The following is a 14,849-nucleotide window of genomic DNA, read 5'->3' as shown; positions in this document are numbered from 1 at the left end:
GCGATCACAAACAAAAGCCTGACTCCATTCATGCAATGAGAATGGCGTCACATTAATGGCTATTGGATATTGCGAATATCAGGTTGGTCCTGATTGCTGATAGGGGATTCCCTTATAAAGGGGAACCAAGCGCTGAAATAGAGGTCGCGGCGGGGAAGTTGTGTGGGTGAAATCGCGAAGCCAGTAAAGCATGATGTTAATGTGACATCAATGCCTTTGCATGGCATTTTGTATGCGGGTCAAGATTCGGCGAATTGCGCCGATAACCCGCGTTAGTGAATTCATCAGAACAAGCCCAGGAGTCATTACATGGCCGGCATTCTCGACACGGTAGATCAACGCACGCAACTGGTGGGTGAGAATCGCCTGGAAATCCTCATGTTCCGTCTGGCCGGGCGACAGTTGTTCGCGATCAATGTGTTCAAGGTGCAGGAAGTCCTGCAATTGCCGAAGCTGACGCTGATGCCCCAGCGCCATCCGTTCGTCTGTGGCGTGGTCAACCTGCGGGGGCAGACGCTGCCGGTCATCGACCTGTCCCAGGCGATCGGCATGCGGCCACTGGTGCCAGGTCCCAACAGCACCATCATCGTCACCGAGTACAACCGCTCGGTGCAGGCCTTCCTGGTGGGAGGCGTCGACCGCATCGTCAACATGAACTGGGAAGCTATCCTGCCGCCACCGACCAGTGCCGGGCGCCAGCATTACCTGACGGCGATCAGCAAGGTCGACGATCAACTGGTCGAGATCATCGACGTGGAAAAGGTCCTGGCCGAAATCGTTCCGTACAACGCCAAGGTGTCGCGCGACAAGCTCGACGATCCGGTGCTCGAACGTGCCCGCGGCCGTGAAGTGCTGTTGGTGGACGACTCCAACGTGGCGCTGTCGCAATTGCGCGACACCCTGGGCCAGTTGGGGGTGAAGATGCACATTGCCAGCGACGGCCTGAAGGCCCTGAAGATGCTCAAGGCCTGGGCCGATACCGGGGTCGACATGACCGACAAGCTGCTGATGGTGTTCACCGACGCCGAAATGCCGGAAATGGACGGCTATCGCCTGACCACCGAAATCCGCAACGATCCTCGTCTGCGCGGCCTTTATGTGGTGCTGCATACCTCCCTGTCCGGCAGCTTCAACGAGTCGATGGTGAAGAAGGTCGGTTGCGACAACTTCCTGTCCAAGTTCCAGCCGGACAAACTGGTCGACGTGGTGCGCCAGCGCCTGATGCTGGACGAAGTTCCCGCCTGACGGGAGCCGTGGCCGGAGCGACGCCTGCGCGGCAGGTGCTTCTTTGATTCGCGGGCCGGCTCGTATAAGGTTGCTTTCTTTGCCACCCGGGAGCTGGCCATGCGTCTCAGCGCGCTTTATCGATACCCCTTGAAATCCGGCAAGGGCGAGTCCCTGCAACAGGTCGCGCTGGACAGGCTGGGGTTGGAGGGAGATCGACGCTGGATGCTGGTCGATGAACCCAGCGGACGCTTCCTGACCCAACGTGCGGTCCCGCACATGAGCCAGCTTTCGGCGCTCTGGAACGCCGAGGGAGGGCTGACCCTCAGTGCTCCCGGCTACCCATCCCTCGATGTGCCACTGCCTGGTGCGGATGCCCCGTTACGTGGCGTGACCATCTGGCGCGATACCCTGCGCGTACCGGATGCCGGCGACGAAGCCCATGCCTGGCTGAGCGATTTCATCGGCAAGCCGACCCGCCTGGTACAGGTCCCCCCGGAGCGTGCGCGCACCACTCAGGCCGGTTACGGCAAGGATGACGATCAGGTGGCCTTTGCCGACGGTTTTCCGCTGTTGCTGATTGGCGAGTCCTCCCGGGAAGACCTGTCCAGGCGTGTCGGCCGTCCCCTGGAGATGCTGCGCTTTCGCCCGAACCTGGTGATCGAGGGCTGCCCGGCCTTCGCCGAAGATGGCTGGAAACGCATCCGCATCGGCGATATCGAGTTTCGGGTGGTCAAGCCTTGTGCGCGTTGCATCCTCACCACCATCGATCCGCAGACCGGCGAGCGCAGCGCCGACCGTGAACCGCTGGCCACGCTGCAGCAGTACCGGGCGCAAGAAGGCGGGGCGATGTTCGGGCAGAACCTGGTGAACGATGGCATTGGCCGCCTGGAAGTCGGCATGCCGGTCACGGTGCTGGAATAGTCGGTGGCGTAGAAACGAAAAATGCCCGTATCGCCAGATACGGGCATTTTTTATCGCCGACGATTAGTCCCTGGGAGTGGGATCAGCCGCGGTATTCGCACAGGTAGGCGGTGTCGACGGCCACTTTCAGCTGGAACTTGCTGTTGGCCGGTACGTTGAACTGGCTGCCGGCGGCAAAGGTTTCCCAGTCGTTGCTGTCAGGCAGCTTGACGGTCAGGGCGCCGGAAACCACGTGCATGATTTCCCGTTGAGCCGTGCCGAACTCGTATTCGCCCGGAGCCATGACGCCGATGGTGGCGGGACCTTCGGCCGTGCCGAAGGCAATCGACTTGACGGTGCCGTCGAAGTACTCGTTGACTTTAAACATGGGCGATTCCTCAAAAAGGGGTCAAAAAGGCCGGCCAGTATGCACAAGGCCTTCAGATGCGTCACCTGTTGCGCGGACGGATCAGCCGGGAAGAATCAGAGGCAATAAACGCGCCGTATTGCGGGCATCTTCCAGGGCGCGATGCTGCTGGCCGGTGAACTGCAGCCCGGCCAGTTGCAGCGCGCCGTTCAGGCCCAGCGGTCGTTCGAGGCGGCGGGCCTTGGCGAAGCGTTGCTTTAGGTTCATGTGCGGCAGTTGGGCGAGGGCGCTGTGCAGTTGCGAGCGTTGCCACTCCTGCAGCAGTTGCTTGCGATCGTAGTCGCCCCAGCTGGCCCAGCCCTCCAGGCGCGTGTGATGCTGGCCCAGCCAGCGTTCGAACAGCGGCCAGACTTCGCTCAACGGCTGGGCGCCGTCGATCTGGGCCTGGGTGATGTGGGTCAGTTCACGGCAGAACGGCGTCAGCATCGGCCGCCGCAGCGGGCGCACGAAGCGTTGGAAATGGTCCAGTTCACGCCCTTCGCGGTTCACCAGGGTGGCGCCGATCTCGATGATTTCCATGTCGGTCAGCGGCCAGCCTCCTTCGTCCGTGGTGGCTTCCAGATCAATTACCAACCAGTGGGGCATCACAGGCTCCAGCTTCAACATCCCGATGAGGCTTGAGCGTAGCCAAACCCGACGTCTGCGCCTAGCGGCTTATTCCACCTCCAGCAGAATCTGGCGGTTTTTCACCTGATCGCCCAGGTTGACCTGCAGCCGCTTGATCACACCATCGATCCCGGCCTTCAGCGGATGCTCCATTTTCATCGCCTCCAGCACCAGCAGCAGTTGCCCCTTGCTGACGGTCGCGCCCTCGCTGACCAGTACGTCGACTATGGCGCCGTCCATGGGCGCCTTGAGCATGCCGCTGTGGGCGCCGGCCTGGCTGGCGACCGGTGCGTGGCTCAGGTCTTGAAGGTGCAGGCTGCCAGGACGGGTGAACAGCCAGAGCTGCCCGGCTTCCAGGGTGTAGGCGTAGCGGCGGCGGATACCGTCGATGGTCGCGCAGGCCCAGCGGCCATCCGTCTCCAGCAACTGTACCTCGAAGCCTTGGTCGGCGTGTTGAATCCGCAGCGTTCCGGCCTGGTTATTCAGTTCAAGGTTCCATAAGGCTTCACCCGAGCCCAGGCGATAGTGCAGCGGCACACTGGCGTTGTTGCGCCAGCCAGCCAGCGCTGCGCCGTGACGCTGGGCTGCGTGCTGATAAAACAGTGCCGCGGCCAGGGCCAGTTCGGCGTCGCTTGGCGGTTGCGGGCGCAGGCTTGGATCGTCGGCGAAATGTTCGGCGATAAAAGCGGTGCTGAATTCGCCGCTGGCAAACCCGGGATGGCGAAGCAGGTTCGCCAACAGCTTCTGGTTGCTCGCCACGCCCGTCAGCACCGTGTCCTCGACCGCGCGCAGCAGCTTGCGGCGCGCCTCTTCGCGGGTGGCGCCGTGGGCGATGAGTTTGCCCAGCATCGGGTCATAGAACGGGCTGACGCTCTGGCCTTCCAGCAGGCCGTGATCGATACGCACATCGGCACCCAGCGCCGGTTCCCAGCACCGTACCTGGCCGGTTTGCGGCAGGAAATCCTGCGCTGGGTCCTCGGCATACAACCGCACTTCGATGGCATGGCCCTTGAGTTCGACCTGTTCCTGGCGCAGCGGTAGCGGTTGACCCGCCGCCACCTGCAGTTGCAGGGCCACCAGGTCCAGGCCGGTGATCATTTCGGTGACCGGGTGTTCGACCTGCAGGCGGGTGTTCATTTCCAGAAAGTAGAATTGCCCCCGTGCATCGAGGAGAAATTCCACGGTGCCGGCGCCGACATAACTCACCGCCCGGCCGGCCTTGAGGGCGGCTTCGCCCATGGCCTGGCGCAGCTCGGCGGTCATCACCGGGCAGGGTGCTTCCTCGACGACTTTCTGATGACGGCGCTGGATCGAGCAATCGCGCTCGCCGAGGTAGATCAATTGGCCGTGGCGGTCGCCGAACACCTGGATTTCCACATGCCGCGGTTCGATCAGCGCCTGCTCCAGAATCAACTCGTCGCTGCCGAAGGCGTGCAGCGCCTCGGAGCGCGCGGTACGCACCTGGGCCAGCAGCTCATCGGCTCGCTGCACCAGGCGCATGCCGCGTCCACCGCCACCGGCGCTGGCCTTGATCATCAGCGGGTAGCCGATGCGTTCGGCTTCGCGTTGCAGGGTCGCATCGTCCTGTTCCGCGCCCTGATAACCGGCGATGCAGGGGACGCCCGCCGCGAGCATCGCCAGCTTGGACAGGCGCTTGCTGCCCATCAGCTCGATGGCCTCGGCGCTGGGGCCGATAAAGGTGATGCCGGCTGCCTCGCAGGCGCTGGCGAATTCGGCGTTCTCCGACAGAAAGCCGTAACCGGGATGCAGCGCGTCGGCGCCCGTGCGCCGGGCCGCGTCGAGGATCGCCTGGCTGTTCAGATAAGACTGTTGGACCGCCGCCGGGCCGATATGCACCGCCTCGTCGGCCATCCGCACATGCAGCGCATCGGCGTCGGCGTCGCTGAACACCGCCACGGTGCGATAACCCAGGGCTTGGGCGGTGCGCTGGATGCGGCAGGCGATTTCACCGCGATTGGCGATCAGGATTTTGCTGAAGGCGGGCATGAGGTGGTTTCCTGAGATCGGTGGTGTTTGGTCGGGCATTTCGCGAGCAAGCTCGCTCCTACAAAGGCGTAGGCCAGTCACGGACCGGTAGGAGCGAGCTTGCTCGCGATGCGGTTCATGAGGCCCACGCCGGTTTGCGTTTCTGCACGAAGGCCATGGTTCCCTCGATGCCTTCGGCACCGGTGACGGCGGCGCCAAACTGTTCCGCTGCGCGATCGAGCAGCGGCGCCAGCGGTTCTTCAGTGCTGGCCAGCAACAGGGCCTTGGTCGCGGCGTTGGCCTCGGGCGCGCAGCACAGCACATGGGCCAGCACTTCATCGAGGCGTTCGGCCAGGGCCTCTGGGCCGTCTTCGACAAAATGCACCAGGCCCAGCCGTTCGGCTTCGTTGCCATCAAAGCGCGCGGCGGTCAGGGCCAGCCGACGGGCCTGGGTCAGGCCGATGCGCTTGACCACAAACGGCGCGATCTGCGCCGGCAGCAGGCCGAGGCTGGTTTCCGGCATGCCGAACTGCGCCTGATGATCGGCGATGGCGATATCGCTGACACAGGCCAGGCCGAAGCCGCCACCCAACACCGCGCCCTGCAGCAGCACGATCAGCACCTGTGGGCTGTGCTGGGCTTCCTCGAGCAGTGTGCCGAACGCCCGGTTCAGTTCCTGATAGGCACTGGCGCCCTGGGCACGGGCACTGGCCATGTCTTTCAGGTCGCCGCCGGCGCAGAAGTGCCCGCCGGCGCCCCTCAGGACCAGGGCGCGAATGCCGCGGTCATCGCGTACCGCCGCCAGCACCGCGCGCAGTTCGGCGACCATGTGCAGGCTCATGGCGTTACGGCTGTCCGGGCGATCGAGGGTGATGTGCAGGACGCCGCCACGGGGCGCCAGCAGCAGGGTTTCGCAGGCGGGCAGGCGGCTCATTTTCTTTTCCCCGGCAGGATGCCCATGAGTTTGCAGATGATGCCCAGCATGATTTCGTCGGCGCCGCCGCCGATCGAAACCAGGCGCACGTCGCGGTAGGCGCGGGCCACCGGGTTGTCCCACATGAAGCCCATGCCGCCCCAGTATTGCAGGCAGCTGTCGCTGACTTCGCGGCCCAGGCGCCCGGCCTTGAGCTTGGCCATGGACGCCAGGCGGGTGACATCCTGGCCGCGCACGTATTGCTCGGTGGCCTGGTACACCAGGGCCCGCAGGCATTCGATTTCGGTGGACAGCTCGGCCAGGCGGAAGTGGATCACCTGGTTGTCGATCAGCGCGCTGCCGAAGGTCTTGCGCTCCTTGCAGTACTCGATGGTGCTGTCGACGCAGTACTCCAGGCCCTTGATCATGTTGGCCGCGCCGAACAGCCGCTCTTCCTGGAATTGCAGCATCTGCATCATGAAACCCGCGCCTTCGTGGCCGATTCGATAGCGCTGGGGCACGCGCACGTTGTCGAAAAACACCTGGGCGGTTTCCGAACTGCGCATGCCGAGCTTGTCCAGGTGCGGGCTGAGGCTGATGCCGGGGCTGTTCATCGGCACCATGATCAGCGACTTGTTGACGTGGGGCTTGTCGTCCGAGGTGTTGGCCAGCAGGCAGATGAAGTCGGCGCTGGGGGAGTTGGTGATCCACATCTTGCTGCCGTTGATCACATAGTCGTCGCCGTCCTTGCGCGCGGTGGTCTTGAGCCCGGCCACGTCGGAGCCGGCACCGACTTCGGAGACACCGATGCAGCCGACCATTTCCCCGCTGATGGCCGGGCGCAGGAACTCCTCGCGCAACTCGTCGGAGCCGAAGCGCGCCAGGGCCGGGGTGCACATGTCGGTCTGCACGCCGATGGACATCGGGATGCCGCCGCAATGGATGGTGCCGAATTCTTCGGCGGCGACGATCGAATAGCTGTAGTCCAGGCCCATGCCGCCGAACTTCTCCGGCTTGGAGATGCCCAGCAGGCCCAGTTCGCCGGCCTTGCGGAAAATCTCGTGGATTGGAAAGCGCCCGGCCTTTTCCCATTCCTCGACATGCGGGTTGATCTCGCGCTCGACAAAATTGCGCACCGTGCGCCGCAGTTCTTCATGTTCCTGGGTGAAGATCATTTTTATTGTTCTCCTCAAGTTGAGTGACGCAATCCCTGAACCTTGTTACCCCTGTAGCCGCTGCTGCAGGCTGCGATCGGCCCCGCAGGGGACGTGCCCTTGAGGCCCTCGAAGGCCCTTCGGGCCTTATCGCAGCCTGCGGCAGCGGCTACAGGTCAGAAGCGTGCGACGCCGAAGCTGTTGGGCTGCAATGGGCGAACCTCTGCCTCGTGGCAGATATCCAGCAGATAACCCAGCAGGGTGCGGGTATCCCGTGGGTCGATCAGCCCGTCGTCCCACAGGTTGGCGCTGCCATACAAGGCCGTGGACTGGCTGTCGAGTTTCTGCGCCGTGACCTGTTCCAGCATATCCAGCATCTGCGGATCGGCCGCCTGGCCCTGCTTGGCGTGCTTGGCCTCGGTGACGATGCGCAGCACCTTGCCGGCCTGGGCGCCGCCCATCACCGCGGTGCGGCTGTTGGGCCAGGCGAAGATGAAGCGCGGGTCCAGGCCGCGGCCGCACATGGCGTAGTTGCCGGCGCCGTAGGAGCCGCCGACCACGATCGTCAATTTCGGTACCCGGGCATTGGCCACCGCCTGGATCAGCTTGGAACCGTGCTTGATCACGCCCTGCTGCTCCGACTCGGTGCCGACCATGAAACCGGTGGTGTTGTGGAAAAACAGCAGCGGGGTGCCGCTCTGGTCGCACAACTGAATGAACTGCGCGGCCTTGCTCGCGCCTTTCGGGGTGATCGGCCCGTTATTGCCGATAAAACCGCAAGGGCGCCCCTGTATCTGCAAATGGCCGCAGAGGGTCTGCGAGTCGAACTCGCCCTTGAACTCGAGGAAGTTCGAGCCGTCGGCGATGCGCGCGATGATTTCCCGGGCGTCGTACGGCTTCTTCGGGTCGTCGGGAATCAGCCCCAGCAGCTCGTCGATCGGGTACAGCGGCTCCGCATAAGGCCGGGGTGGCTGTAGCGGCAGCCGGGCATTCCACGGCAGGGCTGCGAGGATTTCCCGCACGATGCGCACGCCGTCGCCGTCGTTTTCCGCCAGGTATTCCGCGGTGCCGGCCACCTGCGCATGCATTTCGGCGCCGCCCAGTTCTTCATCGGTGGCCACCTCGCCGGTGGCGGCCTTGAGCAATGGCGGGCCGGCGAGAAACAGCTTGGCCTTGCCGCGCACCACCACCACGTAATCCGACAGCCCCGGCTGGTAGGCCCCGCCGGCGGTGGCCGAGCCGTGGACCACGGTGATCTGCGGCAGGCCCATGGCCGACATCCGTGCCTGGTTGGCGAAGCTGCGCGCGCCTTCGACGAAAATCTCCGCCGCGTAATTGAGGTTGGCGCCGCCGCTCTCGGCCAGGGTCACCACCGGCAGTTTGTTTTCCATGGCGATCTGCTGCAGGCGCAGGGATTTTTTCAGGCCGCTGGGGGAGATGGTGCCGCCCTTGATCGCACTGTTATTGGCCACCACCAGCACCCGCACGCCACTGACGTAACCGATGCCGGCGATCAACCCGCCACCGGCCTGGCTGCCATCCTTGTCGTCATGCAGCTTGTAGCCGGCCAGGCTCGCCAGTTCGAGAAAGGGCGCGCCGGGGTCGAGCAGCAGATTGAGGCGTTCGCGGGGCAGCAGTTGCCCGCGCTTTTCGAATTTCGCCTTGGCCTCGGCGGCCTTGGCCAGCAGGTTCTGTTCCAGCTGGCGGATCTGCGCGATGCCGGCCAGCATCGCTTCGCGGTTCTGCTGGAACTGCGGGCCGTGGGGATCGAGCTGGGACTGTATGGCTGGCATGGCTTATTTCCCGTCCTTGAGTGGCTCGTCCTTGAGCACGTCCGGCAGGTAGGCGCGGTGGAAGCCGTTGTAGGACTCGCTGTGGGACGCCTTGTGCAGCGGCCAGGCACGGCTGCCCAGGCTGGCGGCGCCGTCGATGCGCAAGGTGCTGCCGCTGATGAAGGCCGCCGCCGGGCTGAGCAGGAAGACGATGGCGGCGCTGACTTCCGACTCGGTGCCGATGCGCTTGAGCGGTACGTGTTCGCGCAGGGTCGGGATCACCGCCTTGAACGCGCCTTCGTAGGTGTCCATGCCGCTGGAGGCGATCCAGCCCGGCGCCACGGCGTTGACCCGCACCCCGGCATGGCCCCATTCGAACGCGGCGGTCTTGGTGAAATTGTCCATCCCCGAACGGGCGGCGCCGGAATGGCCCATGCCGGGCATGCCGCCCCACATGTCGGCGAGCATGTTGACGATGCTGCCGCCGTGCTTGCTCATGGACTGGTTGAAGACTTCCCGGGCCATGAGAAAACCGCCCACCAGGTTGGTGCGCAGCACGGTTTCAAACCCTTTCTGATTGATCGAGGCCAGGGGCGAGGGGTACTGCCCGCCGGCGTTGTTGACCAGGCCATGTAGCGGCCCGTGGTCACGGATCAGTTCGCTGACCAGGGCCTTGACCGCTTCCTCGTCGCGGATATCGCAGGCATGCCCGCTGGCCTGGCCGCCGTCCTCGGCGATCTCCGCGGCCACCTTGTGCAGCTTGTCCGCCTTGCGCCCCACCAGCAGCACCCGGGCGCCAAGGGCCGCCAGTTCATGGGCGGTGCAGCGCCCGATGCCGCTGCCACCGCCGGTGACGACTAGGGTCTGGCCGGCGAACAGGTCGGGTTTGAAAATCGAGTCGTAGCCCACGAAAAGCCTCCTTCAGTTGACGGCGTCGGCGATGCTCTGCGGCACCGGGATCTGGATTTCCAGCAACTGCTGGGCGAAGGCCTTGCCTTGCGGGTCGATGCGCAGGCTGGCGACACCGCCGCCGCCGAGGGCGTTCTCCAGCAGGAAGTTCAGGCTGTGGGTGCCCGGCAGGTACCAGCGCTGGACCCGGCCATGCACCGGGTCCAGCACATGGCTCATCCAGTCCACCACGACGGCGGGTGTCAGGGCCTCGGCGATCCACGGCAGGTATTCGGGGGCGCGCGCCATGACCCCTATATTGCTGTGGTTGCCCTTGTCGCCGGAGCGTGCCACCGCCAGCTTGACCAGCGCCACGCTGGCGTCGGCGCGGCCCACGGGGCTGGCCACGGCATGGGGCGCGGGCAGGGCGCTGGCGTCGAGGCTGTCGAGCTCGGGCAGCTCGACCCGGTGGCGCTGGCCGGCCATCTCGACTTCCAGAGTGCAGGCGTTTTTGTCGATCAGGAACGAGAACAGGCGGATCAGCGGATAGACCGTGGGCCGGCCGCCGACGATGCCGGTCAGGCCTGGGGCCATGCCCGTGGCGGCCTGGGCGATCTCCCGGGAAAACAGCACCAGCGCGCGTTTGTCCGGATGGCGCACGGCGAGCTTGATCACCACTTCGCGGCTGTCCTGGCGCTGACCATGGGGGCCATAGGTGGCTTCGCTGCCGAGCAGTTCGATATTGACTTCGCTGTAGGGCGCCCAGCCGCGCTGGCCGAACATTTGCGTGGTCTTGTCGATGATCGCCTGGCTGACCCGACGTGCCTTGGCCACCGCGTCGATACCGGCGATCAGGCAACTGGCGGTGCAGCGGAAACCGTCCGGGTAGGTGGCGCTGACCTTGTACTGGCCGGTCGGCGGCAGGCCCTTGGCGCCGTGCACGCTGACCGCATTCTTGCCCTGTTGGCGCAGCTTGACCTGGGTGAAGTCGCAGACCACATCGGGCAGCAGATAGGCCCGTGGGTCGCCGATCTCATATAACAGCTGTTCGCCGACGGTCAGCGGCGTGACCAGCCCACCGGAACCTTCGGGCTTGCTGACCACGAACTGGCCATCGGCGCTGACTTCGACGATGGGAAAGCCGATGTGTTCGTAGTCCGGCACGTCGCGCCAGTCGGTGAAGTTGCCGCCGGTGCACTGCGCGCCGCATTCGATGATGTGCCCGGCGAGGGCGGCCTGGGCCAGTTTGTCGTAGTCGTGCCAGGACCAGCCGAATTCATGCACCAGCGCGGCGCTGACCACCGCGCTGTCGACCCCGCGGCCGGTGATGACGATGTCGGCGCCCAGTTTCAGGGCTTCGACTATCCCGGGGGCGCCGAGGTAGGCGTTGGTGGACACGCACATCGGCGGCAGCGGCGCACCGCTGAACATTTCATGAATGCCGCTGCCGCTCAGTTGCTTGAAGCGGGGTTGCAGGTCGTCGCCCAGCAGCACGGCGATTTTCAGGGCCACGCCGGCCTGGTCGCAGGCCGCTTGCAGGGCCGCGGCGCAGGCCTGCGGGTTGATCCCGCCGGCGTTGCTGATGACCCGGATCTCCTGCCGGGCGATCTCGCCCAGCAGCGGGCTCAAGACCTCGACGAAATCCGTGGCGTAGCCGGCAGTAGGGTCCTTCATCCGCGCGCCGGCCATGATCGACAAAGTGATCTCGGCCAGGTAGTCGAACACCAGGTAATCCAGGCGGCCGCCCTCCACCAGTTGCGCGGCGGCGCTCGAGGTGTCGCCCCAGAAGGCGCTGGCACAACCGATGCGAAGGGTCTTGGTCATGGCTGGGGCTCTCGATAAAAGACTCGATAAAAAGACGCGATGACAGAACTGGATCGAGACTACCAAGCAAGCGCTTGGTTTGTAAACGTCGGAAATATCTTATTCCCAAGCGCTTGCTTGGTCGTCCCCGCGGGCTTAAATTGCGCGCGCAAGCTCCCTGTTTCAGGGGGCTGCGCCGCATAACGATCGAGCAAATGTAGGAGAGAGGCCGTGGACGAGCAAAAAGCCTTGCTGGTGATGCGCCAGCTGGTCGCCAACGGGCAACTGACCGATCCGGACAGCGCCCGCGGCAAGCTGCTGCAAACCGCGGCTCACCTGTTTCGCAACAAAGGCTACGAGCGCACCACGGTGCGCGACCTGGCTGGCGCGGTGGGCATCCAGTCCGGCAGCATCTTTCATCACTTCAAGAGCAAGGACGACATCCTGCGCGCGGTGATGGAGGAAACCATCCACTACAACACCGCCCTGATGCGCGCCGAACTGGCCGAGGCCGGCAGCGTGCGCGAGCGGGTGCTGGCGCTGATCCGCTGCGAGTTGCAATCGATCATGGGCGGCAGCGGCGAGGCCATGGCCGTGCTGGTCTACGAATGGCGCTCGTTGTCGGCCCAGGGCCAGGCCGACGTCCTGGCGCTGCGCGACATTTATGAGCGGATCTGGTTGCAGGTGCTGGGCGAGGCCAAGGAGGCCGGCTTTATCAAGGGCGATGTGTTCATAACCCGGCGTTTTCTCACCGGGGCGCTGTCCTGGACCACCACCTGGTTCCGCGCCGAGGGCAGCATGACTCTGGAGCAACTGGCCGAGGAAGCGCTGACCCTGGTGCTCAAGGAGCCGTAGGCCTCCTGCAAGTAATTAATTATTCAGTGGAAAGTTGTCGAAGTCAGGGAAACCGCCTAGCTTTAATGGCATTGCCCTGTTTCTTTTCTTGAGGTGAGTTGCCTTGATGTCTTCGCCAATGCGGACGGCTTTGCGAGTGCTGGTGTGGGGCCTGGCCACCCTGACGGTTTTTCCGGCCTGCGCTGCGCAGTTGGTACGCGTGGGGGCGGCGCATTTTCCCCCTTATACCGTGCGTCCCGAGCAGGGCGCCGACACCGGGCTGCTGCCGCAACTGGTGGACGCCTTGAACGCGCTGCAGAGCGACTACCAATTCGTACTGGTGCCGACCTCGATTCCCCGGCGTTTTCGCGATTTCGAGCAAGGCCGCGTCGACATGGCGATTTTCGAGAACCCGGCCTGGGGCTGGCAGAACATTCCCCACACCAGCGTCGACATGGGCCTGGAAGATGCCGAGATCTTCACCGCCCAGCGCGAGCCCGGCCGCGGCCAGGAATATTTCGCCGATCTCAAGGGCAAGCGCCTGGCCCTGTTCAGCGGTTACCACTACGCGTTCGCCAACTTCAATGCCGACCCCAAGTACCTGGCCGACACCTACAACGCGACCCTGACTTATTCCCACGACAGCAACCTGCTGATGGTGCTGCGCGGTCGCGCCGACATTGCGCTGGTGACCCGTTCCTACCTCAGCGATTTCCTTTCGCACAATACCGACACGGCGCAGCAATTGTTCGCCTCCGATCGGATCGATCAGGTCTACCACCACTACGCGCTGATTCGCCCCATGGCGCCGATCAGCGGCGAAAACTTCGCCAAGTTGCTGGGTCGCCTGCGTGACAGCGGTGAATTGCTGAAGATCTTCGATCCCTACCGCATCGTGGTCATGCCACCGGCCAAATGAAGCCGCCGGCAAGGCGGCTTGCCTAAATTTCCCTGTGCGGCTCACGTCACTTGGTTGAACACTGATGACGCTGAGTCCGTGCCATGTCCTCTCTCGATACGCTGTCCGCTGTGGCCGTTGCCGATACCTGCCGTTGCGCCGCCGATCCCGCTGGCCTGCAACCGCTGCGCCTCGCCGGTATTGAAACGAGCGGTGCCAGCTGCGGGCCTGGCACGCCACTGCCGCCGGCGGGCAGCGAGGTGCTGCAAGCCTTGCGTGGGCAAGAAGGGTGGCGTGACGAGTGGATGGCCGGCTGGTTATCGACCCTGGTGCATTCGTTATGCCTCGACCACGGGCCGAGCGAATGGCTGGCCGAGGACGCGGGCCAGAGGCTCAAGCAGCAGGAGCGTTGCCTGCATTGTGGGAGAGCCTTCGATTTTTCCCACAAGCGCGCCGCCTTGCTGATTCTGGCGCAGGGGCGGGGGGACGGACGGCATCAGGCGGTCGAGAAGATCTGGCGGGAGCGTTCCTGTTCGCGGTAGCGCCGTGGCTGACGGTGGCTATCGCGATCAGGTGCGGGAGTAGCGTGCGGCGCGGATCAGTGGCGGGCGTAGGTGTCGGCGCGGTTGCCCGAGACTTTGCGGCAATGCACCAGCGCATCGCGAATCATGAAATTCACCAGCGTCGGCGAGACCCCGAGTTCCTTGGCGATGTCCTTTTGCGGCACGCCATGCAGGCGATACATCTCGAAGGCATAGCGGGTGCGGCTGGGCAGCTCCGTCAGCGCGTCGGCAATGTGTTCCAGGGTCGAGAAATTGATGTGTGAGGTTTCCGGCGACGCTCCCTGCACGACCACATTCAAGCCTTCTTCTTCAGTGCCCGAATACTTCTGCTCCAGCGCCTGCTTGCGATAGTGGTCGATCGCCAGGTTGCGCACGATCTGGAACAGATAGCTCAACTGCGCCTTGAACGATGAGGTGATCTGCGGCGCCGATTGCAGCCGGAAGAACGCGTCTTGCACCACGTCTTCGGCACGGGAACGACAGCCGGTAATGCGCGCCGCGATCTTGACCAGGATCAGGCGGTTGTCGACAAAGGCCTGGAGTAGCGGTGAATCGCACCTGCTTGTGGATACTTGTTCCGTCATGGAAATCACCTTGCTGCAAAAGGGTTAGTAGGACGACAGAAATTTCAGATTCGTCTTACACATCGAGCGACAAATTATGTTGAATGATAATGATTGTCAATTGAGAAAGAGAATTAATGAGCATCTTTGGTGCAGAGTGAGAACTGCGGCTCGTTGTCGCACTTTGTGAAGGGGTTCGAGGGCAGAGTGCGGACTAATTATTTCAAGACGCCATCCGTTCTCATTGGAGAAAGGTTCCGGGTGGAACATCCCGCCACAGCGCTCTCCAGATGTCCCATTCCGAGGGCAGGGGCC

Annotated in this window: 14 protein-coding genes; 5 read left to right on the top strand and 9 right to left on the bottom strand. The window is 63.9% G+C overall.

Annotated features, from left to right (window positions below):
* The first annotated feature begins 309 nt into the window (after window positions 1-309).
* On the top strand, window positions 310-1,245 hold the full coding sequence (locus AC07Y9_RS02710; protein WP_009044919.1) for a chemotaxis protein CheV: 936 nt from the start codon (window positions 310-312) through the stop codon (window positions 1,243-1,245).
* 99 nt (window positions 1,246-1,344) lie between these two features.
* Entirely contained in the window at window positions 1,345-2,148 is an 804-nt protein-coding gene (locus AC07Y9_RS02705) for an MOSC domain-containing protein (RefSeq protein WP_102679600.1), read from the top strand.
* A gap of 82 nt (window positions 2,149-2,230) precedes the next feature.
* Here the strand turns inward: AC07Y9_RS02705 and ppnP are convergent, their stop codons facing one another.
* From ppnP to AC07Y9_RS02665, 8 genes are all read right to left on the bottom strand, one after another.
* Window positions 2,231-2,515 (bottom strand): pyrimidine/purine nucleoside phosphorylase, encoded by a 285-nt coding sequence (gene ppnP / locus AC07Y9_RS02700; RefSeq protein ID WP_007930001.1) that lies wholly within the window; start codon window positions 2,513-2,515, stop codon window positions 2,231-2,233.
* Between the two features lie 81 nt (window positions 2,516-2,596).
* Complete coding sequence (locus AC07Y9_RS02695; RefSeq protein WP_007930003.1) at window positions 2,597-3,139, bottom strand: 3'-5' exonuclease; 543 nt, start codon at window positions 3,137-3,139, stop codon at window positions 2,597-2,599.
* Window positions 3,140-3,208: 69 nt separating this feature from the next.
* Window positions 3,209-5,167 carry an acetyl/propionyl/methylcrotonyl-CoA carboxylase subunit alpha gene (locus AC07Y9_RS02690; RefSeq protein ID WP_102679599.1) on the bottom strand — a complete coding sequence of 653 codons (1,959 nt, stop codon included), beginning with the start codon at window positions 5,165-5,167 and terminating at the stop codon, window positions 3,209-3,211.
* Between the two features lie 115 nt (window positions 5,168-5,282).
* The gene (locus AC07Y9_RS02685; protein WP_102679598.1) at window positions 5,283-6,080 is read right to left on the bottom strand and encodes an enoyl-CoA hydratase/isomerase family protein; all 798 of its coding nucleotides are present in this window, start codon (window positions 6,078-6,080) and stop codon (window positions 5,283-5,285) included.
* Window positions 6,077-7,234 carry a citronellyl-CoA dehydrogenase gene (gene atuD / locus AC07Y9_RS02680; RefSeq protein ID WP_007930006.1) on the bottom strand — a complete coding sequence of 386 codons (1,158 nt, stop codon included), beginning with the start codon at window positions 7,232-7,234 and terminating at the stop codon, window positions 6,077-6,079. The genes AC07Y9_RS02685 and atuD overlap by 4 nt, the downstream gene beginning before the upstream one ends.
* A 155-nt stretch (window positions 7,235-7,389) precedes the next feature.
* The gene (gene atuC, locus AC07Y9_RS02675; RefSeq protein WP_102679597.1) at window positions 7,390-9,006 is read right to left on the bottom strand and encodes a geranyl-CoA carboxylase subunit beta; all 1,617 of its coding nucleotides are present in this window, start codon (window positions 9,004-9,006) and stop codon (window positions 7,390-7,392) included.
* Window positions 9,007-9,009: 3 nt separating this feature from the next.
* The gene (locus AC07Y9_RS02670) at window positions 9,010-9,894 is read right to left on the bottom strand and encodes an SDR family oxidoreductase (protein ID WP_007922898.1); all 885 of its coding nucleotides are present in this window, start codon (window positions 9,892-9,894) and stop codon (window positions 9,010-9,012) included.
* Between the two features lie 12 nt (window positions 9,895-9,906).
* A complete protein-coding gene (locus AC07Y9_RS02665) occupies window positions 9,907-11,697 on the bottom strand; it encodes an acyclic terpene utilization AtuA family protein (RefSeq protein ID WP_102679596.1) in 1,791 nt (596 codons plus the stop codon).
* Between the two features lie 210 nt (window positions 11,698-11,907).
* On the opposite strand from AC07Y9_RS02665, the gene AC07Y9_RS02660 reads away from it, so the two are divergent.
* From AC07Y9_RS02660 to AC07Y9_RS02650, 3 genes are all read left to right on the top strand, one after another.
* Window positions 11,908-12,531 carry a TetR/AcrR family transcriptional regulator gene (locus AC07Y9_RS02660; RefSeq protein ID WP_009044910.1) on the top strand — a complete coding sequence of 208 codons (624 nt, stop codon included), beginning with the start codon at window positions 11,908-11,910 and terminating at the stop codon, window positions 12,529-12,531.
* Between the two features lie 106 nt (window positions 12,532-12,637).
* Entirely contained in the window at window positions 12,638-13,429 is a 792-nt protein-coding gene (locus AC07Y9_RS02655) for a substrate-binding periplasmic protein (protein WP_053262128.1), read from the top strand.
* Between the two features lie 83 nt (window positions 13,430-13,512).
* Complete coding sequence (locus AC07Y9_RS02650; RefSeq protein ID WP_102679595.1) at window positions 13,513-13,950, top strand: pyoverdine biosynthesis protein; 438 nt, start codon at window positions 13,513-13,515, stop codon at window positions 13,948-13,950.
* A 56-nt stretch (window positions 13,951-14,006) separates the two neighbouring features.
* On the opposite strand, the gene AC07Y9_RS02645 is transcribed toward AC07Y9_RS02650, so the two are convergent.
* Complete coding sequence (locus AC07Y9_RS02645) at window positions 14,007-14,555, bottom strand: RNA polymerase factor sigma-70 (protein WP_007922891.1); 549 nt, start codon at window positions 14,553-14,555, stop codon at window positions 14,007-14,009.
* Window positions 14,556-14,849: the final 294 nt, after the last annotated feature.

The sequence above is a fragment of the Pseudomonas sp. GW456-L12 genome, assembly GCF_059424045.1.
This window is presented reverse-complemented; position numbering and strand designations above follow the sequence as displayed.